20 protein-coding genes and 2 pseudogenes are annotated in these 20,411 nt (G+C 52.1%); 18 read left to right on the top strand and 4 right to left on the bottom strand.

The window, feature by feature from the left end; genetic code table 11:
- Positions 1 to 31: 31 nt before the first annotated feature.
- A complete protein-coding gene (locus ABLU86_RS06900; RefSeq protein ID WP_020078803.1) occupies positions 32 to 931 on the bottom strand; it encodes a LysR family transcriptional regulator in 900 nt (299 codons plus the stop codon).
- 140 nt (positions 932 to 1,071) lie between these two features.
- On the opposite strand from ABLU86_RS06900, the gene ABLU86_RS06895 reads away from it, so the two are divergent.
- The 12 genes and pseudogenes from ABLU86_RS06895 to ABLU86_RS06840 all read left to right on the top strand — a co-directional run bounded on the left by ABLU86_RS06895 (position 1,072) and on the right by ABLU86_RS06840 (position 10,531).
- A complete protein-coding gene (locus ABLU86_RS06895) occupies positions 1,072 to 1,380 on the top strand; it encodes a hypothetical protein (protein WP_032714475.1) in 309 nt (102 codons plus the stop codon).
- Positions 1,381 to 1,418: 38 nt separating this feature from the next.
- Positions 1,419 to 1,508: pseudogene (locus ABLU86_RS06890) on the top strand (type 1 glutamine amidotransferase domain-containing protein); the annotation flags it as partial.
- 115 nt (positions 1,509 to 1,623) lie between these two features.
- A complete protein-coding gene (locus ABLU86_RS06885) occupies positions 1,624 to 2,196 on the top strand; it encodes an NAD(P)H-dependent oxidoreductase (RefSeq protein ID WP_032714476.1) in 573 nt (190 codons plus the stop codon).
- A 2-nt stretch (positions 2,197 to 2,198) separates the two neighbouring features.
- Positions 2,199 to 3,218 carry an aldo/keto reductase gene (locus tag ABLU86_RS06880; protein WP_348796020.1) on the top strand — a complete coding sequence of 340 codons (1,020 nt, stop codon included), beginning with the start codon at positions 2,199 to 2,201 and terminating at the stop codon, positions 3,216 to 3,218.
- A 38-nt stretch (positions 3,219 to 3,256) separates the two neighbouring features.
- A complete protein-coding gene (locus tag ABLU86_RS06875) occupies positions 3,257 to 3,634 on the top strand; it encodes a DUF1330 domain-containing protein (protein WP_032714478.1) in 378 nt (125 codons plus the stop codon).
- A gap of 93 nt (positions 3,635 to 3,727) precedes the next feature.
- Positions 3,728 to 4,276: an NAD(P)H-dependent oxidoreductase gene (locus ABLU86_RS06870; RefSeq protein WP_047053664.1), complete on the top strand. Its 549-nt coding sequence runs from the start codon at positions 3,728 to 3,730 to the stop codon at positions 4,274 to 4,276.
- Between the two features lie 40 nt (positions 4,277 to 4,316).
- Positions 4,317 to 4,679, top strand: a pseudogene (locus ABLU86_RS06865) (antibiotic biosynthesis monooxygenase family protein); the annotation flags it as partial.
- A complete protein-coding gene (locus ABLU86_RS06860) occupies positions 4,671 to 5,471 on the top strand; it encodes a carboxymuconolactone decarboxylase family protein (protein WP_348796027.1) in 801 nt (266 codons plus the stop codon). The pseudogene ABLU86_RS06865 and the gene ABLU86_RS06860, both read left to right, overlap by 9 nt.
- 482 nt (positions 5,472 to 5,953) lie before the next feature.
- Positions 5,954 to 6,406 (top strand): nuclear transport factor 2 family protein, encoded by a 453-nt coding sequence (locus ABLU86_RS06855; protein ID WP_348796019.1) that lies wholly within the window; start codon positions 5,954 to 5,956, stop codon positions 6,404 to 6,406.
- A 111-nt stretch (positions 6,407 to 6,517) separates the two neighbouring features.
- The gene (locus ABLU86_RS06850; protein WP_348796018.1) at positions 6,518 to 6,778 is read left to right on the top strand and encodes a hypothetical protein; all 261 of its coding nucleotides are present in this window, start codon (positions 6,518 to 6,520) and stop codon (positions 6,776 to 6,778) included.
- Between the two features lie 16 nt (positions 6,779 to 6,794).
- Positions 6,795 to 9,902: a multidrug efflux RND transporter permease subunit gene (locus tag ABLU86_RS06845; protein WP_047739759.1), complete on the top strand. Its 3,108-nt coding sequence runs from the start codon at positions 6,795 to 6,797 to the stop codon at positions 9,900 to 9,902.
- A gap of 11 nt (positions 9,903 to 9,913) precedes the next feature.
- Positions 9,914 to 10,531 carry a TetR/AcrR family transcriptional regulator gene (locus ABLU86_RS06840; RefSeq protein ID WP_020078793.1) on the top strand — a complete coding sequence of 206 codons (618 nt, stop codon included), beginning with the start codon at positions 9,914 to 9,916 and terminating at the stop codon, positions 10,529 to 10,531.
- A gap of 67 nt (positions 10,532 to 10,598) precedes the next feature.
- Here ABLU86_RS06840 and ABLU86_RS06835 read toward each other — a convergent pair whose 3' ends face one another.
- Together ABLU86_RS06835 and ABLU86_RS06830 are read right to left on the bottom strand one after the other, a co-directional pair.
- Positions 10,599 to 11,075, bottom strand: a complete 477-nt coding sequence (locus tag ABLU86_RS06835) for a hypothetical protein (RefSeq protein WP_015705400.1) — start codon at positions 11,073 to 11,075, stop codon at positions 10,599 to 10,601.
- On the bottom strand, positions 11,072 to 11,827 hold the full coding sequence (locus ABLU86_RS06830; protein WP_015705401.1) for a winged helix-turn-helix domain-containing protein: 756 nt from the start codon (positions 11,825 to 11,827) through the stop codon (positions 11,072 to 11,074). The genes ABLU86_RS06835 and ABLU86_RS06830 overlap by 4 nt, the downstream gene beginning before the upstream one ends.
- Positions 11,828 to 12,127: 300 nt before the next feature.
- On the opposite strand from ABLU86_RS06830, the gene ABLU86_RS06825 reads away from it, so the two are divergent.
- The 5 genes from ABLU86_RS06825 (at position 12,128) to ABLU86_RS06805 (ending at position 17,973) form a co-directional block, all read left to right on the top strand.
- On the top strand, positions 12,128 to 12,877 hold the full coding sequence (locus tag ABLU86_RS06825) for a fimbrial protein (protein WP_015705402.1): 750 nt from the start codon (positions 12,128 to 12,130) through the stop codon (positions 12,875 to 12,877).
- Positions 12,878 to 12,953: 76 nt separating this feature from the next.
- The gene (locus ABLU86_RS06820; protein ID WP_015366620.1) at positions 12,954 to 13,460 is read left to right on the top strand and encodes a CS1 type fimbrial major subunit; all 507 of its coding nucleotides are present in this window, start codon (positions 12,954 to 12,956) and stop codon (positions 13,458 to 13,460) included.
- A gap of 74 nt (positions 13,461 to 13,534) precedes the next feature.
- Entirely contained in the window at positions 13,535 to 16,252 is a 2,718-nt protein-coding gene (locus ABLU86_RS06815) for a TcfC E-set like domain-containing protein (protein WP_151084973.1), read from the top strand.
- Position 16,253: 1 nt separating this feature from the next.
- Positions 16,254 to 17,411, top strand: coding sequence for a CfaE/CblD family pilus tip adhesin (locus ABLU86_RS06810; protein WP_103825801.1), 1,158 nt, complete (start codon positions 16,254 to 16,256; stop codon positions 17,409 to 17,411).
- 10 nt (positions 17,412 to 17,421) lie between these two features.
- Positions 17,422 to 17,973 (top strand): LuxR C-terminal-related transcriptional regulator, encoded by a 552-nt coding sequence (locus tag ABLU86_RS06805; protein WP_042897460.1) that lies wholly within the window; start codon positions 17,422 to 17,424, stop codon positions 17,971 to 17,973.
- On the opposite strand, the gene ABLU86_RS06800 is transcribed toward ABLU86_RS06805, so the two are convergent.
- A complete protein-coding gene (locus ABLU86_RS06800) occupies positions 17,956 to 18,879 on the bottom strand; it encodes a LysR family transcriptional regulator (RefSeq protein WP_032708043.1) in 924 nt (307 codons plus the stop codon). The genes ABLU86_RS06805 and ABLU86_RS06800 overlap by 18 nt on opposite strands.
- Before the next feature lie 130 nt (positions 18,880 to 19,009).
- On the opposite strand from ABLU86_RS06800, the gene ABLU86_RS06795 reads away from it, so the two are divergent.
- A complete protein-coding gene (locus tag ABLU86_RS06795) occupies positions 19,010 to 20,398 on the top strand; it encodes an MFS transporter (RefSeq protein ID WP_348796017.1) in 1,389 nt (462 codons plus the stop codon).
- Positions 20,399 to 20,411: the final 13 nt, after the last annotated feature.

Genomic DNA, 20,411 nt, shown 5'->3' with positions numbered 1-20,411 from the left:
CGCTTCCAAACGGGACGATGCGTTATCGTCTTTATCGCCCCGTAGCGGATATCAGAAAATCAATCAGGGCCTTCACTCTTTTCGTTTTACCCGCGTTTTTGGGGTAATAGAGATAGACTGGCGGGTAGGTTTTCCAGTAACTCTCCATCACGGGGATAAAGTGCTCCCTGTCGGGCTGTAACTGCCAGATGGGTTCAAACAGGCGTCCAATTCCCAGCCCGTTACGGATCCCGTCTGCCATAACGTCAATATCGTTGCTGATTAACTGCCCGGGCATCTCAACCGTCAACTGCTCTCCGCGATCGTTCAGAATCAACGGAAGGATGCGGTTGTTAGTGATAAAACGATAGCCAATCAGCTTGTGTTGACTGAGGTCAGCTGGCACCTCGGGCATTCCATGCTCGCTAATATAAGCTGATGATGCATATAACCCTTCACGAAAGGGTTTCATTAACGGCCGCGCCACCACCCCACCTTCGAGAATATCGCCAAAACGGATCCCAAGATCAAAACGCTCTTCGATAACATTCACGGTACCGTCGTAAACCGATATTTCCAGCTGTATACCCGGATATTGCTGACAGAATTTCGCCATTGCAGGCTTAAGAATTAACAGATAGGCAAAACGCGAGAGCGTAATTCGCACCACACCAGAGGGCTCCTGATTCTGGTCGCGAATGCTTTCAAGCGAATGTTCCAGCGACTCCACCGCCGCAGCGGTCTGTTCCAGCAACAGCTGCCCGGTTTCCGTCAGCTCAATACGGCGGGTCGTACGCACAAAAAGCGGATGGCCAATATGATCTTCCAGCAGCTTAAGCGCATTGCTGACGGAGGGAGGCGTAATTTCCAGTTTTCTTGCGGCTGCCGAAATATTGCCCTCACGTGCAATGCTCTGAAAGATGCGTATCTGGTTATACAGGGCGTTATTCATAATGTGTTCCTTAAGCAATCACTGCTTAATTATTAAGTACAGCCTAAAGATGCTTAAGTCAATGCCCCTCTAATCTTCGTGAAATTCGCCTCTTATACTTTTATCTCTTTTCTACAACGACCTGAGTTCAGGAGACTATGATGCGAATTTTATGTCTGGATATCCCCGCACCTGGAGCATCGCTGGATAAATATGCTCCACACCTTAACGCTGAAGCGCTGCACGCCTGGGGATTGTATAAATCCGGGTTCATCCGCGACATCTACTTCCGTCAGGACAGACCTGGCGTCGCTATATTTCTTGAATGTGACTCTGTCGATGAAGCAATGAACGTAATGGCCGAGTTCCCGCTGGCTAAAGCAGGCTTATTAAGCTTCGAGTGCATTCCGCTTGGCTCCTTTATTAACTGGGAAAATCTCTTCGCCGCTGAATTTAAAAATAAAGAGTGAGGCCCGATATGAACCCTGCAGATAAACCCGTGCTGTGAAGTGATGGGATTGTCTCAGCCGTCTGCCACGGGCCTGCGGCACTGGTAGACGCAAAGCTCAGTAGCGGCGAATACCTGGTGAAAGGCAAACAGTCGTCCATTATTAGTTTTTGTCTAAAAGTGAATGAGCCTTTACTGCTCTAAAAAAATAATGGTGTCACTCTATACTGGGTTAAAAATTCACCAACCTCTTTAACGTATTGAAATGAAAAATATCCTTGTTATTTCAGGTCACCCTGAGCTGAACCATTCCGTCGCCAACGCCACTATCCTTGATGAAGTGGCGACCGCCCTTCCCGATGCTGAAATTCGTCGTCTGGACTGGCTCTATCCGAACGGCAAATTCAATATCGCTGCGGAGCAGGAAAGCCTGCTCAGGGCCGATGTGATTGTCTGGCAGTTTCCTTTTTCCTGGTATGGGCTGCCCGGGTTAATGAAACAATGGCTGGACGAGGTCTTTGTCCACGGCTTCGCGCATGGCTCAACGGCGAAACTGGGCGGTAAAAAGCTGATCCTCTCCTTCACTACAGGGGCGCCACAGGCGCTCTATACCGCTGACGGTTTCTTTGGCCATGCCATTGAAGAATATCTTATTCCGTTCGAGACCACGGCAAAACTGTGCAATCTTGAGCTGCTGGCGCCGGTTTATACCTGCGGTATCAGCTATGCCGACCGGGATGCCGACAAAATCGCGCAGCAAAAAACGCTTGCCCGGGAACACGCTTCAAGGCTTGTCGATCTGCTCAATTCCGTCGTGAATAATCCAGAGGGAGAATAACGATGCAGTATACCCGGCTCGGTAAAAGTGACTTACTGGTCTCCCGCATCTGTATGGGATGTATGGGGTTTGGCGACCCGTTAACGGGCCAGCATCGCTGGACGCTGGACGAAACAGCAAGCCGGGACATCATCCGCTACGGTCTCGAAAAGGGTATCAATTTTTACGATACCGCCATCGCCTATCAGTACGGCTCCAGCGAGCGATACGTTGGCCGGGCGCTGCGGGAGATGGCAAAACGCGAGGACGTGGTGCTGGCCACCAAGTTTCTGCCGCGAACCGCCGAGCAAATTGCCGCGGGGATCGGCGGAAAAGAGGCAATAGCCCGATCGCTCGACCAGAGCCTACAGAATCTGGGGATGGACTACATCGACCTCTACATCTACCACATCTGGGATTACAACACGCCAGTTATTGAGGTGCTTGAAGCGCTTCATGCCGCCGTTACTGCGGGGAAAGTGCGCGCTATTGGTATTTCCAATTGCTATGCCTGGCAGCTGGCGAAGGCGAACGCCCTTGCCGAACGCGAAGGGCTGACGCCCTTTGTCTCCGTGCAAAGCCACTACAACCTGATTATGCGTGAAGATGAACGAGAGCTCTTCGGTCTGTGCGCTGAAGATGATATCGCCATGACCCCCTATAGCGCGCTGGCCAGCGGTCGTCTCTCCCGGAAAGAAGGCCACACGCGGCGAGCCACGGAGGATGATTATGCGCGCGGAAAATATGACAGCACGGCTGAACAGGATCGGCTCATTATTGAGCATGTCGCCGAACTTGCCGAACGGCATCAGGTGTCTATGACGGAAATATCTCTCGCCTGGTTGCTGACAAAAGTCACGTCACCTGTCGTCGGGGCCACAAAAAAAGATCACGTCGATGACGCGGTAAACGCCGTAAACCTTCAACTGAATCCGGAGGAAATCCGGCTTCTGGAAGAAACCTACCAGCCGCACGTTCTGACGGGGATCATGGCGCAAAACACGCCGCAAACTAAAGACGCCAGGCAGGTCTGGACGCGGTAGCCCTTATTCTCTTTCATGAAAGGTTATGAGGAGGAAGGATGATTTTTAAAACAGTGGTAGCCACTCTTTTCACACTCTCCGGGCTCGCGCCAGCCCTGGCAGCAACCCCTGCTTATTACATCGCAGAGTTTCAGGCGACCGATCTTGACGCTATCAAACCGTACAGCGCTCAGGTTGAATCCACCTTCAGACCTTTTGGTGGACGCTTCATCGTCAGAGGAGGTGAACCCGTTGTTAAAGAAGGGTTTGGAGCACAGGGCAGACTGGTTGTAATCAAGTTTGAGAGTCTCAAAAATGCCCAGGACTGGTATAGCTCGGTCGCGTACCAGAAGATCATTCCTATCCGACACCGTGCTGGCAATTCGCGAACCTATATCGTAGAAGGATTGCCAGAACTGGCTCCTGTTACACCATAGCGTTTTACAGTCCTGTTAAGACAAAGGAGGTTTATGATGGTGTTACTTCAGCGCAGAGCAGCAGCATTGTTTTTGTTTGCCTTTATCTTCCTCATGCCCGTTAGTCATGCTTATAGCCGTGAAAAGACCGACATTAAAACGCTCGTTATCGTCTCTCACCCTTATCCGGAACGCTCAGTTCTGACAAAAGGGCTGCAGGAAGCCGCTGAGAGTCTGGAAGGCGTGACGGTTCGCAACCTTGAGACGCTGTATGGCTATGACACACGTCGGATTAATGGCGACGCGGAGCGAAAAATGATGCGTGAGCACAGGCGTGTTGTTTTTATCTTCCCGACACACTGGTTCAACATTACACCAATGATGAAGGCCTGGCTGAATGAAACCTGGGGAAGTGTCGGACCCGGTCTTTGGCAGGGAAAGGAGATGTTTGTTGTCAGTACGGCTGCGGGGGGAAGCTCCACTTACGGGACGGACGGCAGGATCGGGGTATCGCTTGCGGATGTGTTTTTACCGATGAAGGCAAGCGCCCTGCACGCAGGTATGACGTGGCTTCCTCCCCTGGTCTTTGAGAGCGCCAGCAGCGATCGGTTACCTTCTTACCAACACCAACTTATAGAACGTCTTAAACGGCCATTTCAGTAAAAGGATCATCGTGAAAAAGACTCTTATGCTTTTAATTTGCATGCTGATAAGCAGCCCTGTCTTTGCAACAAAACTGGACGCGCCGGATAAGCGAGTGATGAATCTCTTTGAGCTCGGCGTCAGGCCCGATCGGGACAAAGATTTTGCAGACGTAGCCAGACAGACGATTTCCGCTTCGGTTGATCATGAAGTAGGTACGCTGGCGATGTACGCCCTGCACCGCAGCGACAATCCACATAAGGCATTCATGGTCGAACTCTATGAAAACGAGAGTGCTTACCGCAAACATCTAAATGCTGAACCATACAAGGCATTCGCTGCCTGGGCACCTGACATTATCGATTGGAAAAATAAAATCACTCTGGAGCCCCAATTTCTGGGGGACAAACACATCATACCGAATATTGCAGCGGCGGCCATGTCGCTTGTTATTTCTGATTTTGCTACCGCTGAGGAAACAAGAGGTAAAGCGATGATGAAAATTGAACCTTCAGCGATTTCGGAAGCTGATATTCGGTCTGTCTCACCGGCTCTTGCGCGCTTTGGTCGAGAAGTGATTACTGAAGATCTGTGGACACGCGATGCCCTCTCGCCCAGGGATCGTAGTATGGTGACCGTCGGCATGCTAATTGCCAGAAACCAGCCTGGCGACCTTAAGCACTATATAGGCATTGCCCTTGATAATGGCGTTACGCCAGCGGAATTGTCAGAAATCATTACCCATCTGGCGTTCTACTCAGGTTGGTCAAATGCCATGTCAGCCGTCAGCGTTACCAAAGCAGTATTTGAAACTCGTGGCGTCACGGCAGATGCACTTCCTGACGCTTCTCCGGACCTGCTTCCTCTCAATCAGGAAGCAGAAAAGCAACGTTCAGAGACAGTGGAAAAAAATGTTGGCCCAATATCTCCAGGCCTGGTTAAATTTACTGCTGGCCCCCTGTTCCTGGATCTCTGGCAAAGACCCGCGCTGAAACCCCGCGACAGAAGCCTGATTACGGTCAGCGCGTTAATCGCATCCGGACAGAGTGCGCAGATTGGCTATCACCTTAACAGGGCGATGGATAATGGACTTTCAGCTGAGGAGGCTGGTGAGATCGTTACCCAGGCCGCCTTCTATGCTGGCTGGCCAAACGCATTTACCGCTGCTCCGGTTGTCGGAGAGGTGCTAAACAATCGATCATCGAGTAAAAGGTAATATTACTGAACACTAAAACCTGACGCACATCACAAAATTAGAACGAACAGTTCATGAACCAACAGGCGTGACATCGAGTGATTTATGGACAGCGTTTAACACAGTTATGAACCAAAACTGAGTTCATAACTGTGAGTTTGAATCGCCATTTGATTAATATCCATTTAAAACAGTTTGTTATACTGTTTCTGGTGCTGTCGTAAATTATGTATATTCCTCAAACCCAGAATAGTTAAATTGAATTAACCATGCTATTTGTGGTGATTAGCTACACCTCCCGCAAAGCAGACCAAACTGCCCTTTTTTCTTCTTAAGTAAAAGCAGCTTGATCTAAACGAGTCGATGCCGCAGATTCAAGACTCCATTTGATCATGGAGTCATCTCAATCAGCCGCAAACTCAACAGTCTGAAAAGTCGCTGAGTGGACGGTTCATTCACCTGACAGGCCTGAAGCCTGACATCAAACCATCGCTGGAGGAAGCATGCTTAAAAAATCGATAGTCGCCCTTTCATTGTTTTTCGCTCTGACGCCCGCCGTTTTTGCGGGCATTAGCGAAAGCGAGCTGTTGAATAAAAAGAATGTCATTGATTTTTATAATAAGGCCTTGAATGACAAAGACTTCTCTGCCGCCAGGCCCTATCTCGGGGATCGCTATGTACAGCACAATCCGATGGCAAAAGATGGCGTGGAAGGCTTCGAGCAGTTTATCGCTTTTCTGAAGAGTAAATATCCCGACTCGCACAGCGAAATTAAGCAGGCATTCGTCGACGGAGATAACGTGATCTTGCATGTTGAAGTGACCGGTCGTGAGCCAGGCGTTACGCGGGCTATCGTGGATATCTTCCGCCTCAACGAACAGCACAAAATCATTGAACATTGGGATGTTACCCAAAACGTTCCGCAAAAAACCGCCAGCGGCAACGGCATGTTCTAAGACCTTTGACTCACGCTCTTGCTTTCCCTTTTATCATTCGTACAGAAGATCGCTTGTTTAAATAATTTATTTACTTTACTGTAAAGTAAATAAATTAATGGGATCACGCTGATGCTCAACGAAAGAAATTGGGGAAAGCTTCTTTACTTCATTGGCTTATGGCTTTTGAGGTCCAGTGCTGATGCTGGTTTGCCAAACTTCAGCAGTGAATACTTGCGCGCATCATCATGTGTTGCAACCCGCAAATTGTTCACAATCAACTCCTACGGCGTGGCAAAACAGATACCGCCCTTGCCTTTTTCTCCTCTTCCGGCTGACGACGAGCTAAACGAACCAACTGACGCGTTTGCTATGCAAAAATCCCTTAACTGACCAAAGGTGAATAACAATGCTGGCCCGTTTTTTTGTCTTTCGCCCGGTTTTTGCCGCGGTCATCGCCATCTGCATCATGGCAACCGGCGCTCTCGCCATGATGACATTGCCGGTGGAACAGTATCCGGATATCGCCCCGCCTGCTGTTAATGTCACGGCTAACTATACTGGCGCTTCAGCAGAAACCGTCGAGGATAGCGTTACTCAGGTGCTGGAGCAGCAGATCAAAGGTATCGATGGGTTGATCTACTTTTCCTCAAGTAGCAGTTCAGCTGGCCAGGCCCGCATTAGCCTTAGTTTCGATCAGGACGTTAACCCTGATATGGCGCAGGTACAGGTACAAAACGCGGTAAATCAAGCAATTACACGATTACCACAAGAGGTGCAGCAGCAAGGAATTACCGTTACCAAATCTCAGGGGGACAGCTTGATGGTGGTAGCCCTGTATGACCCAAGCAGGCAATTAACCAGCCTTGATATTAGCGATTTCCTCATCAGCTCTTTACAAGAACCGTTGAGCCGCGTCGAAGGCGTGGGTGAAACCACTGTTTTTGGCGCACAGTATGCCATGCGCATCTGGCTCAATCCGCTCAAACTGACCAGCTATGGATTGATGCCCTCGGACATACAGGCCGCGATCGAGGCGCAGAATTCGCAAGTGACCAGCGGTGAAATTGGTTCTCTGCCGACGATTGAGGGACAATATTTGAACGCCACGGTGACGACGCAGTCCCGCCTTGGTCATCCGGAGCAGTTTGAGAATATTATTCTACGCACTCATCGCGATGGCTCAGTAGTGTACTTGCGCGACGTGGCCCGCGTGGAAATCGGCGCCGAAAACTATCAAAACCAAACGACGCTCAATGGTTACCCTTCCGCTGGGATCTCAATTCAGTTGGCCTCGGGAGCCAACGCGCTGGAAACGGCGGAGAAAGTTAGGACTGAAGTCGAACGCCTTTCTCCCCGCTTTCCACAAGGCGTAATCGCCGCCTATCCACGCGACAGCACTCCGTTTGTGACGGTATCGATCGAAAGCGTGGTGCATACGCTGATTGAAGCGATACTCTTTGTCGTGGCCGTTATGTATCTTTTTCTTCAAAGCTGGCGTGCAACGCTTATCCCGACCCTGACGGTACCGGTGGTTCTGTTGGGCACTTTCGGCATTCTCAGCCTGCTTGGCTACAGCATCAATACACTGACCCTTTTTGCCATGGTGCTGGCAATCGGGCTGCTGGTAGATGACGCTATCGTGGTGGTGGAAAATGTTGAACGTTTGATGGCAGAGGAAAACCTCACTCCACAGGAGGCCACGCTGCGCTCGATGAATGAGATAACCGGGGCGCTGATAGGTATTGCTCTGGTTCTCTCCACCGTTTTTATCCCGATGGCGTTCTTTGGTGGCTCTGTGGGGATTATCTATCGTCAGTTCACCGTGACCATTGTTTCAGCAATGGCGCTGTCTGCATTGGTCGCTCTGACGCTGACGCCAACGCTGTGCGCCCACCTGCTCAAGCCTGGACACATAAATAAAGGTCGTTTTTTTACCCTCTTCAATCGCGGAGTCGCGATAAGTCAGAACAGCTACCTGGCCACACTTCGTCGAATGACCGCCCATCCACTCCGTTTTGTTTGCCTGGCCCTGATACTAACTTTTTTGATGCTCTGGCAATATCAAAAGCTCGCAAGCGGATTTTTGCCCGAGGAGGATCAGGGCGCGGTTATGGTTCAGTACTCGCTGCCGTCTGGTTCGCCGATGTCGATGACCGAGGCCGTTGGCGCGGATATTACCCACTATTTTATGACTGAGGAGAAAGATAACCTCGACGTTATTTTTATGGTCACAGGAAGAAATAATTCCGGTAGCGGGCAGAACGTCGGTATGGCATTCGCTGAGTTAAAACACTGGGACCAGCGTCCCGGGAAAGAAAACAGCGCTCAGGCCATTATTCTACGCGCAAACCAGTATTTTAATAACAATGCTAGGCAGGCCAACATAAGCGTGATGTCACCCCCGACCATTCGCGGTCTCGGACAATCCAGCGGTTTTGAATTATGGCTGCAGGACAGCGCCGAAAATGGCAGTGCGGCACTTATGCAGGCACAAACCACCCTGCTCAATGCCGCCAGAGAAAATCCTGCTCTTAACGCGGTAAGGATTAATAGTCTGGAGGAAAAGGCGCAGCTGCAAGTCGATGTCGACCGACAAAAAGCGCAGGTTCAGGGGCTGGATCAGGCCGATATCAACAATACGCTTTCAGCGGCCTGGGGGGGCATATATGTTAACGACTTTGTCGATCGAGGGCGGGTTAAACGCGTGTATATCCAGGGAGACGCGCCCTGGCGTTCAACACCGGAAAATTTATCCGCTTGGTTTGTCCGTGGCAACAGCGACAACATGGCGTCCTTCGACAGCTTCTCGACGCTTCGCTGGACCAGCGGACCGCAGATGCTTCAGCGTTTCAATGGGCTGTCGGCCGTGCAGTTTCAAGGAGGTGCTGTGTCTGGCGTCAGCTCCGGCATGGCAATGGCTGAAATGTCCGAAATGGTCAGCTCGCTGAACGGATTTGACCTGCAATGGAGCGGTTTGTCCTGGCAGGAGCGCTCATCTTCGGTGCAAACGCTGTGGGTCTATCTGGCATCGCTAGCCTTTATGTTTCTGTGCCTCGCTGCCTTATATGAAAGCTGGTCGATCCCCATTGCCGTGATGTTGATTATCCCGTTGGGCATCATTGGCGCGATCAGCGCTTCGTTGCTCGCCGGTTATGAAAATGATATTTATTTCCAAGTGGGGATGTTAACAACAATGGGCCTTTCGGCCAAAAATGCGATCCTGATCGTCGAATTCGGGCTATCGCAGTTTCAGCAAGGAAAAAGCCTGACGGAAGCCGCACTGGAAGGCGCACGGCTGCGCTTGCGTCCGATTATTATGACCTCACTCGCATTTGTTGTCGGCGTGATCCCTCTGGTACTCTCTGCAGGTGCCGGCGCTGCCAGCCAACAAGAAATTGGGACGGCGGTGATTGGCGGCATGCTTTCAGGGACGCTACTGACGTTGCTTTTCGTTCCACTATTTTTCCTGCTAGTGCAGCAAGGAATTATGCGACTGAAAAGTCGCAAACAGTAAGGACTCAATTGATGGTCAATCAACGCGGGCGGCCGATGAAAGCTCGCCCTCGCATTTTGCAAACCGCGCGTGAGCTGTTTCTCCAGCACGGACTGGACGTGTCTTTGGATACCATCGCCGCCGAAGCGGGCACCACGCGTCCGACGCTGTACAGCCATTTTCCCGGTGGTAAAGATGCGCTGCTACTGGAGACTTTTGCGTTTCTGAATGACACAATGCAGCCCCCCCTACGCCAGCTTTTACAGGAACGTCAGCAGGATTTTCCCGCGCTGCTGCACGGATTTGCAAACGTTGTGCAGCAGCACTTCTATGCCCCTGAGAACATCCATTTTCAGCGCTTACTGATCCAGGTTCTCGTGCAGAAACCCGAGCTATATGTCACGCTTGAGCAACGGCCCTCCGGTCGCGTACTGCAGGCACTCAGCGAGATCCTTGCGCAAAAACGAGACGAGGGACTGTTGACCATCAACGACCCGGAACTGCAGGCAACAGCGTTTCTCGGCGCAATTATGGGTTACCCGCTGCCTGGGGCGCTCATTGCACAAAAAGCAATAGATCCAAAAAGGCTGGAGCAACTTGCCGACTGCGCAATTGAGGGGTTTCTCAAAGCATGGGGGTACAAGCCGTAATGCTTTGCCACAACTATCTGAAAAAACAAGGAGAATACCTGAGGTACTCTCCTTGTTTTATAGGTGGTTAATCACCCCGACATATATAGGTGGGATAATGTCGGTCCTGGATCAGCCACACCGATGGCGAAACCTCGGAGATGGTCAGATAGTAACGCGCGGTCGGATTAGCGAAGCTTCCCCATTGCGCATCCGGCGTGTTGTCATTGTGCCTGCGCCAGGTTTTGGTGTAGCTCAATACCACCACTTTATCATCCTCCCGCCGCGACCAGATAAAATCGACGTCTCTGTCGACGATCATGCTCTGGCCATTTGCCCAGGCGGCCCCTTTATAGGCTGTCAGACCAGTGCCGTCGCGGTGAAAATAGAACTGAGCAACGGTATTAACCCGCACTTCACTGGCCTTACCTTCGTTGCGCGTAAAATTAAACACTGTACTGCAGGCCAGTACATCCCGCTTACCAACACCGGTGGAACAATAATAAAGCGCCAGTGCACCACCTAACAGAAAAATGCTGAGGCCGCCGATGAGTTTAATTTTCATTTCTCAGCCCCACTTTTATAACGAATGGTTTTACACAAGCTGTCTTTATTGACCGGGCATGCACCGATAAACACTTCATCCGCCGCGACGAGGGAAAAACGAGCGCTGAAATAATAGACACTGTACTCTTCTCGCTGGCACGCCACATTGTTTTTATCCAGCAGTGCGGCTAATTTCGATAACACTAGCGGTCGCCCATGATCGTTAATAAGCCAGACGCTACATTTTGCAATTTTTTGCTCAACAGCCTTTAGCCTTATCGGCGTTGTTATATTCTGCTGTTGGCGAATAATTATGCCAATACCGAATACTGACGCTAATAATGCCGTGAATATCAGCCACCATTTCAGACGTGGTGGTTGCTTCCTCTTTTCAGCTTTTTGAAGCTGGGGTTGGGGTGCGCTGGTGTCAATGTTTTGCGCTGGTTGAAAAATAACATCCGCATCAAACCGAAAACCATATCGCGGTATGGTTACAATCAATTCATGATGTTCTCCCAACGCCTGGAAACTTTTGCGTAACTCACTTATCGCTTTGTTGAGATTATTTCCCGAAGGCGTAAAACCAAATTCCTGCCATACGCGGGTAATCAACTCCTCACGGCTAAGTTCGCTTCCTTTATGACGAATAAATTCCTGTAACAGACGCACGGCCGGTGCCGAAAGCGTTAATACGGATTCAGGTTGTCCAACAACACTAACTGTGTGAGCTTCAGGATCAAATAACAACGAATTGTTGCATATAAAAAACATATTTCACTCTCATCTGTTGCCGCTTGCTTTTAATCCTTGTAACAGCAGGCAAGAAAGCCCTTCTGAATTAGCTTGTTTTTTCATCAGTGGGAATTTTCTTAAGCCTCTTAGGATTTGGCATTTTCTTTTAACTATACAACTTTAAAGCCTGGAATGCAGGATAAAGAACTGTATTTTTTGAGTTAACTAATACAAATTTTCACAACCTGCTGTTCCGGTTAAAGTTTCCCTGTCCTGAAGCGATACGAAAGCAGACGGTGTCGTGGTGTTAAAGTCGTATATGAACTCAGAGCAGGCAGAATGAATGTGAAAGTAAAAAACAGAGCAAACAAGTCCACTGCGCTTTATCTCGCTGCCCTGTCGATGTCATTTTTCGCAGAAATGACACAGGCCAATATGAGCGTTTACCCGATGGAACTTAACGTCGACAGTTCCGGGACGGCCCAAATCAGAGTGGCCTCTAAAAGCGATGATATTCAGTTCATTCGGGTGAGGCAAAAGAAAATTCTTAATCCGGGTACGCCACAGGAAAAAGAAGTTGAGATGGCAGCGTGGAAAGACGGAGGCGTGGTCGTTACCCCTGAAAAATTCGCTTTAGCGGCAGGCGCTTTACGTATCGTAAGGCTGGTTTCTCTGACGCCGCCAGAAAAAGAGAGTACCTGGCGCGTTTATTTTGAAGGGGTAAAACAGCCGGATAGTATTCTGCCTGCAGCATCCGCGGGAACGCCGGCTTCGGCCAAACTCGGCGTTAACGTTATCTGGGGAGCATTGGTTCATTTGGCGCCGGAAAAGCCGGTGGTTTCTCTGCGAATAAATCCCGCAGCAGGAACTTTAAAAAATGATGGCACGTTGCGAGTACCGCTGAAAGAAATTGGCGTATGCGATACAAGCGATAAATGCCGATGGATTAGAGAAGATGCAACTATTTATCCGGATACTGAGCGAAAATTAAAGTCACTCACTCAGAATCACGGCCAGAAATATAAATTCCGCTATTTCAACTGGATTAATAAAACAGCTGAAGAAGCAGACTTGCCCGTCGTGCAATAACACGACATCACTGTCAAAACCACATGTGGTTTGTTTAAAGAGCTAATGGAGCTCGTTTATAAATATGGAGATATCAATGAAGAAGTATATTAAACCTCTGATGATCGTTGCTGCGATGTCTACTGCGTTCAGCGCAATGGCTATTCAGAAGGATATTACGGTTAATGCCAACGTCGATTCCCAGTTGGATATGACCCAGGCCGATAATACGCCGTTACCTGCCAGCATCGATATGCAATATCTGCCGGGCCGTGGGCTGGAAAGCTACCGTCTCAATACCAAAATCTGGTCGAACTCAGCCACCAGCAACGTCAAAGTCCGTCTGGTTAGCGCAGCGAATCTGACCAATGAAGATGGCGCCGAGACGGTACCGATGACCGTAAAACTGGGTGATAAAACCCTGAACACTACCGATGCAGAATTTACCGGCAGCGAGCTGTTCCCGGGCAGCGTTGAAAACGGTTCTGCGGTCCTGCCGCTGACCATCTCTCAGACCACAAAAGGCATTCTGAAAACCGGTCAGTACAGCGGCGTGGTGAGTCTGATGCTGACTCAGGCGACCACCGCGGAAGGCGGCGCGTAACCCCACAATACGTATAAGGAAGTACATCAGAGGGCGCCTGCCCTCTGATGTCAGGATGACGTCGAGGCTCGTTCATGGCTTTTCACAGAAATGCTCTTCTTTTTGTCGTTTTGTTACCTGCTTCCGTTCAATTAGCCAGCGCCAGTATCGTCGTACCTGCAGGTTTTGAAGATCTGGCGAAAACGCAGCGCCTGTGGACAGAAGTCAGTCTGTATGGCGCGTCGCTTGGGCTGTTTGAAGCCGATATCACGCTTGAAACGGTAACCTTTGTGGCGCCGGAAACGCTCATCGCGGCAATTAAGCGTCAGTTCAACGATGATCCTGCCTTGATCGCCTCTGTGAGCGGCGCCCTTTCCTCTCCGCTTGCGCGTAACGGCAATCTCGCCTGCAGCAGCAATGGTTCCGCGGCGGGTTGCGATTTTATCGACACCAAAAGCGTGGCCCTGATTTATGACGAGAATAACGCCCGTATTAACCTGTTTTTCGACAGGCGGTATCTACCGAAACAAACGGCGGAAAATCAGTGGTATCAGCCTACGCGCAATACTGAGAACGCGCTGATCCACCAGCAAAATATCAACTTCGTGGCCGATGAAGACTATCAGTCGATGACCGTGCAGGGAAACGGCGCGCTGGCCATGACTGAGAATGGGTATTTTAACCTCGACTGGACCTGGCTTGGGCAGCGCTCTCGCCATCAACAGCAGCAGGAGATCACGGTCAATAATGCCTGGTTCCGTCAGGATCTGTGGCATGAATATTACTTTCAGTTAGGTGAAATGGATACGCGCGATCTGTTCAGCGCGGCTGGCGGCAATATCAACCTCAGCCAGCTACCGATTGGAAAAATTCGCGGTCTGCGTACCGGCTCGACGCGAGCGTGGATCAACCCCGTTCAGCAGTCCAGTGGAACGCCCATTACCGTGCTGCTTTCCCATGACGCGCGTATCGATGCGCGCCGAGGCAATCAGCTGCTGGCCAGTTTTTATCTTAATGCCGGGGCGCAAACCCTGGATACCCGTTCGTTTCCGGATGGGAGCTATACCGTGACGCTGGCGATTTATGAAAACAACCGCCTGACCCGCACCGAGCAGGTTCCGTTTACCCGCACCGGCATCACGCCATTCGACCGCGTCGAGTGGTTTATGCAGGCCGGTGAAACCGATAACGACGATATGAGCGACGAACGCAGCGCCGTGGCGCAAGCGGGCATTCGCCTGCCTGTAACTTCTACGCTGGCGGTCACCAGCGGCGCAACGGTGAAAAAGAACCAGCGTTTTCTGGAGAGCGCGGTTGACTGGAGTCGCGGTTTCAATACCGGCCCCATTGATGGCGTGCTCAGCACTCGCTTTAGCTACCTTTATGGCAGCCAGGGCCAACGCGGCAATATCCAGCAAATAAGCTATAACGATGGCTTTTCACTGAGCTTCTATCGTAACGCCTTATCGGCTGATAACTGTGATTCCAGCAGTACAGGCTTTGACGCGGTGAATGGTTGCTACAGAAGTCTCTCGGTGATGTTCTCCGTTCCGGTCGGCTCGTGGTATGCCAACCTCGGTTATTCCGATAACCGCAATGAAGGCCGTTATGTCTCACGGCGTGAATTACCGAATAGTGACGATCGGCACGACAATGGTTTGCCCTGGGAATCGGTGTATATGACCCGCTCCCGTTCGCAGGCGTGGCAGGCCGGACTTAGCAACGCGTTCAGCACCCGCGGGTTGAATATCAACAGCAGCATAAACCTGTTTATGCGTAACGACCATTCTGGAGATGGCAAGGATAAAGGCGGATTCCTCAGCGTAAGCCTGTCGCTGGCACATAATCGTCAGGGCGATGCCTCCAGCTACACCTCCGTGGGGGCCACGTGGCAACAGCAGAAGCATGAAAAAAATCAGCTCAACTATAACGTCGCGCATAACTGGTACACCGATGCGCGCGGTGAAAACGAATATGGTCTCAACGCTTCCGGGATTAATAGCGACTCGCTAAATACTTCGGCCTATACCCGTCAGGGCGGCCGATTTGGTAATGGAAGTTTGACCGTCAGCGATTCGTGGGATCGCCAGGATCATCGCCACCGGTTCAGCAGCAGCGGAAACTACAGTTCTACGCTGGCGTTATCTCGTTCTGGCCTGTGGTTTGGCCGCTGGGGTGACGGACGCCCGGCGTCAGCCATTGCGGTCAACGTCGCAACGCCGGAAGCGTCACCTGATTCCCGCATTGCCGTTTCGCTTGATAACAGCGGTAGCGCCGATATCCCGGCAAACGCCCGCGCGTTGTTCGCCCTGCCCGGCTATCAGCAAACCACGCTGACTATTAATGAGTCGACGGACATTTCCCACGGCGCCAACAGTGAAATTACGCAGGGGTCGGGAAGCAGAACGGTATTTATGGTGCCTGGAAAAATGCTGCACAGAGAGGTGCAAACCACCACGCGATACACCTGGCTTGGCCAGTTGACCGATGAACAACATACGCCGTTTATCGGCGGCATGCCGCTCAATGTCAGCGGTTGGAGTGATTTAGGTAATGGCGGCTTTAGCGCGGAAAGCGACAGCCTGATCCAGTCGCTCTACCTGGTGAAACAACAGCAGTTTTACCAGTGCGCGCTGAAGGTGAAGACCATGCGAGACGTCGTGCGCTATGTCGGCACGGTGACCTGCGAAGAACTGACTTATTCCGCGTTACCGGAAACCGTGCAGCAGCAGGCACAACTGCTGCTGGCTGGCCGTACGCCGGCGGTCAGCCCAACGGCGATGAATAACTCTACTCTCTCTACAGGAAAATGATGTGATAACGCGTCTTTTGATTTTACTGCTTGCCTGCATCTGTTTTGCCGAGGCTCAGGCCGGTAGTCCCGCTGGCAGAAATACCAGCGTGGCGTTCGCCTTCGATCGCCAGTCTCCTCCTGCCCGGTTGGATATCTGGCTGCACGAGTCCGGCGGTTATAATTCCAGCGATCCGCAAAAATGGGGACGAAATACCCTGACCTGCCAGTCGCGTACCGATACAACCTATGGCGCCTGCATGACCGCGCCGGTATGGTTTTCGGCGAACCCGGCCGCGCCCTATCCGATAAACCTGCGTTTTACCCACGCTATAACCAACAAAACGGTGGACGTAAAAGTCTATGGCGAACACCGTATGTTTATCAATAACAAAACCTTTGTTTTCGCCAGCTACGTAACTGGCGGTACAGTAGATTTGCCAGCCTGGAACAGTGCGCCCTATTTTGATTTTTACATCGTTCGTAGCGAATTAATCAAACTCGATCAGGCCGGTATCTGGACGGCAACGCTGAAACAGAATTTGCGCGAATGGGGCACCGCCGACTGCAACGGCAACTTTAATGACGTCAATGTTGGCTGCCCAGGCTACCTCACTCTTGCTAACTGGCAGGCAAACCTGCGTATTGAGGTGGTCGACCCGGGCAACCAGCAGATTTATTTACCGGCATTTCCGCACTCCACGCCGGTGGTGAACCTCAACCTCACCAATTTCCCGGGCAGACCCGGCGGCAGTGAGATTAAGGGCGAAAACTCGCTGGATATGTGCCTCTATGATGGCAATAACAGCACCAGCTCACGGGCATTTCTACGCTTCGAAGACGATGGGCTTGACGCGACCGGGCGTGCCGAAGGGGCGTTTTCTATCCGGCGACGGGGAGGCAGCCAGACAGACCCAAGAGATCGTCTCGATTATCAGGTGCTGGTGACCAACCCGACCACCGGCGCAACTGAAGTTGCCGCTAACGGTAAAACGTTGACCTGGGAGGGTACCAACAATCGCCGCTATTTGCGCCAGGTTGTCCTGCCGGGCGGCCGCGAAAGCGTGTTATGCATCCCGGCCCCCATTACCCTGAAAACGCCCGCCTTTGCCGCCAGCAGCAAAAACGCGGGTGACTATACCGGTACGTTACGCGTTATCTATACCCCCAGTACGTTATAAAGAGGCCACTGTGAGCTACGTTGTTCTTGATAATAATCGCTTTTATGCGGAGGGGCTGCGTTACGCCCTTCTCCGTCGTAACGTTATGATGGAAGTGCATAGCGGCACGGTGCAGTGGCAGCCCTTACTGTTAGAGAGCACGACGCTGGTTATTCGCTGCCGTTTCTCCATCAGCGGCACGCATCAGTCGCTGGTTGATATTTTGCTTACCCTCGAGGCCCATTGCTGGCAGGGAACGGGCTATCTGGTGTGTAATGAAAAAAGCTGGGGGCTGGCCACCTATCTACGCAAGCGTTTTGAAACCTTAACGTTGCACATCATCGATGACCGGATTTCCGTGGCGGATGCCGCCTGGCTGTTATCTAAAGAGCCAAGGCGGATCCGCACCCTGCGCTGCTGCCTGACCGAGATGGAATTTAACGTCCTCGACAGGCTGGTTAAGGGGCAGTCGGTAAGATATGTCGCGCACATGACGAAGATGAGTGAAAAACAGGTCTCGACCTATAAATGTAACGCCCTGAAGAAACTCAATGCCAATAATCTTCTACAGCTTCTGGTGTAACGACTTGTCCACGCGGCATATCGCCACAATTTTCTCTCTGAGCCAGCGGTGAGCGGGATCGCGTTCCATTCTCGGATGCCACATTTGCGAGACGGTAATCCGCCGGCTTTTAAACGGCAGCTCAAAAAGATGTACCTGCTCCATGACCTGCTGATTAACTAAATAGAGAGCGGGGATCATGGCGATAAGATCCGATTGCAGCGCCACGGACAGGGCGGTCGGAAATCCGGGGACGACGCTGGCGATTTTGCGTTTCATGCCGAGCTCGGCCAGCACATCATCGACGGACCCGTGCAGCGTACCTTCTGGTGAGGCCACCACATGACCCCAGGCGACATAATCCGCCACGGTTATCTCTCTCAGGGCGGCCAGCGGGTGCCCCTTACGCACCACCCCCACAAACCGATCTTCAAATAGCCGTTGCAGTCGTATTTCAGGCCCCATATTGCTCTGGACGCCAATCTCCAGATCGACCAGCCCTTCCCGTAGATAGCGTGACGTTTTTTCGGGCTTAGGCGCAAAGCGTAGACAGACATTGGGCGCGGCTTCGGCTACTGCCGCAATGAGCGAAGGGCCAAACGCCACCACAAAACCATCGTTTGCCCTGATGGTGAAAAGACGCTCCAGATTTTGTACGTTGAGCGCTTCGGCCGCTGGCTGCAGCACCGCCTTCGCCTCGAATACCGCGCGACGGGCGCGATCGCGGGTCGCCTCCGCCCACGGCGTCAGCACCATGTTACGCCCGGCGCGAACCAATATCTGATCTCCGGTGACGTCGCGTAACCGGCTTAGCGTGCGGCTCATGGCTGACGTACTGAGATTCAAACGACGTGCCGCGCCCGCCACGCTGGCTTCGTTCAGTAATACATCGAGTGCAATCAATAAATTAAAATCGGGGTCTGACATGACCACAACTCCTGGAACATTCAGATAAGGCGTTTCATGCAACTATAGAGTGTAAATGGTGCGCCTTCCGCCCGGTAAAAGCCATCTTTATAGTTTCGTCATCCAGATATTCTCTGCAGGAGACAACACGATGACACTATTTTCCAGCCAACCTGGCGATGACGGCCTGCCAGGCCCGGCGCGAGCGCGGGTTATGGCCGCGGTAATGACCACCACCTTAATGGGCGTCTTTGATGGCACTATGGTAAACATTGCTCTGCCGTCGATGGCGCAGGAACTGCAGGCGTCAGCCAGTACCGCCGTCTGGTTCGCCAACGGGTATCTGCTGGCGGCGGCGATGACGCTGGCGATATTCGCCGCGCTGGCGGCGCGCTTCGGCTACCGCCCGGTGTTTCTCGCCGGACTGACGACATTTATTGTGGCATCAGCAGGTTGCGCGCTGGCGACGACGCCTGAGCTGCTCATCGGCATGCGGGTGCTGCAGGGGATCGGTGGTGCGGCAACGCTCAGTATCGCACCCGCCATATTGCGCTCCGTTTTTCCGGCGCGACTGCTGGGGCGTATTCTCGGGATACACGCCCTGCTTATCGCTTCAAGCTCCGCCATCGGGCCGGTACTGGGCGGCACGATCCTGCATACTTTGAGCTGGCAATGGCTGTTTGCAATAAACGTGCTCCCCGGTACCGTCGCCTTACTGCTGGCGGTCAGAGCGCTCCCGCGGCCGACAGTTGACAGGCAAGCCGCTTTCGATACTCCCGGAGCGATATTGTCGGCGCTGCTATTGGGTTCAACGATCATGGCGACGAATAGCATGCAGAGCGCTTCGCAGCATATCGATAGTCTGTACTGGACGTTGCTCGCAGCGATAAGCGGCACCGCCTTTATCTGGCGCATCCGGCAGACGGACAACCCGCTGCTGCCGCCTGCGATGTTTAAAAATGAACGCTTTACCCTTTCGGCCTTTACGTCGCTGATCGCCTTCGTAAGCCAGGGGATCACTTTTATTGCCCTGCCATTCCTGTTCCAGAACGAGTATGGCTATAGTCCGGTGCTCTCGGCGCTGCTGTTTACTCCGTGGCCATTAGGGATAGTGCTGATCGCACCGCACGCCGGCCGCTGGGCGGACTCAATCTCCGCTCCGCTCATCTCGACGCTGGGACTGATGATTTTTGTCGCGGGTTTAATCCTTCTGGCGATGCTGCCCGCTACGCCCGCCGCGTGGGATATCTGCCTGCGGAGCCTGGTATGCGGTATTGGCTTTGGCTGCTTCCAGAGCCCGAATAACCGGGAAATGCTGTCAAACGTGAGTCGCGAACAGGCGAGCTATGCCTCGGGCGTTTTATCCATCATGCGCACGTTCGGGCAGTGTCTGGGAGCCGCCGTGATGGGCGTACTGTTGGCAAAAGACGAAAGTGCCGTTCATATTGCGCTGTGGATCGCCGCCGCGACCTCGGCGTTGTCGGTGGCCGTTAGCGCCAGCCGACTGCGGAGAATAGCTTTTCCTGCGGGAGCGGAATAAGTTTGCGGCGCAT

Source organism: Klebsiella sp. JN_Kp121 (genome assembly GCF_040062145.1).
Classification (GTDB): Bacteria; Pseudomonadota; Gammaproteobacteria; order Enterobacterales; family Enterobacteriaceae; genus Klebsiella; species Klebsiella aerogenes.
Note: the sequence above shows the minus strand (reverse complement) of the source record. Positions and strands in the feature narration are given on the sequence as shown.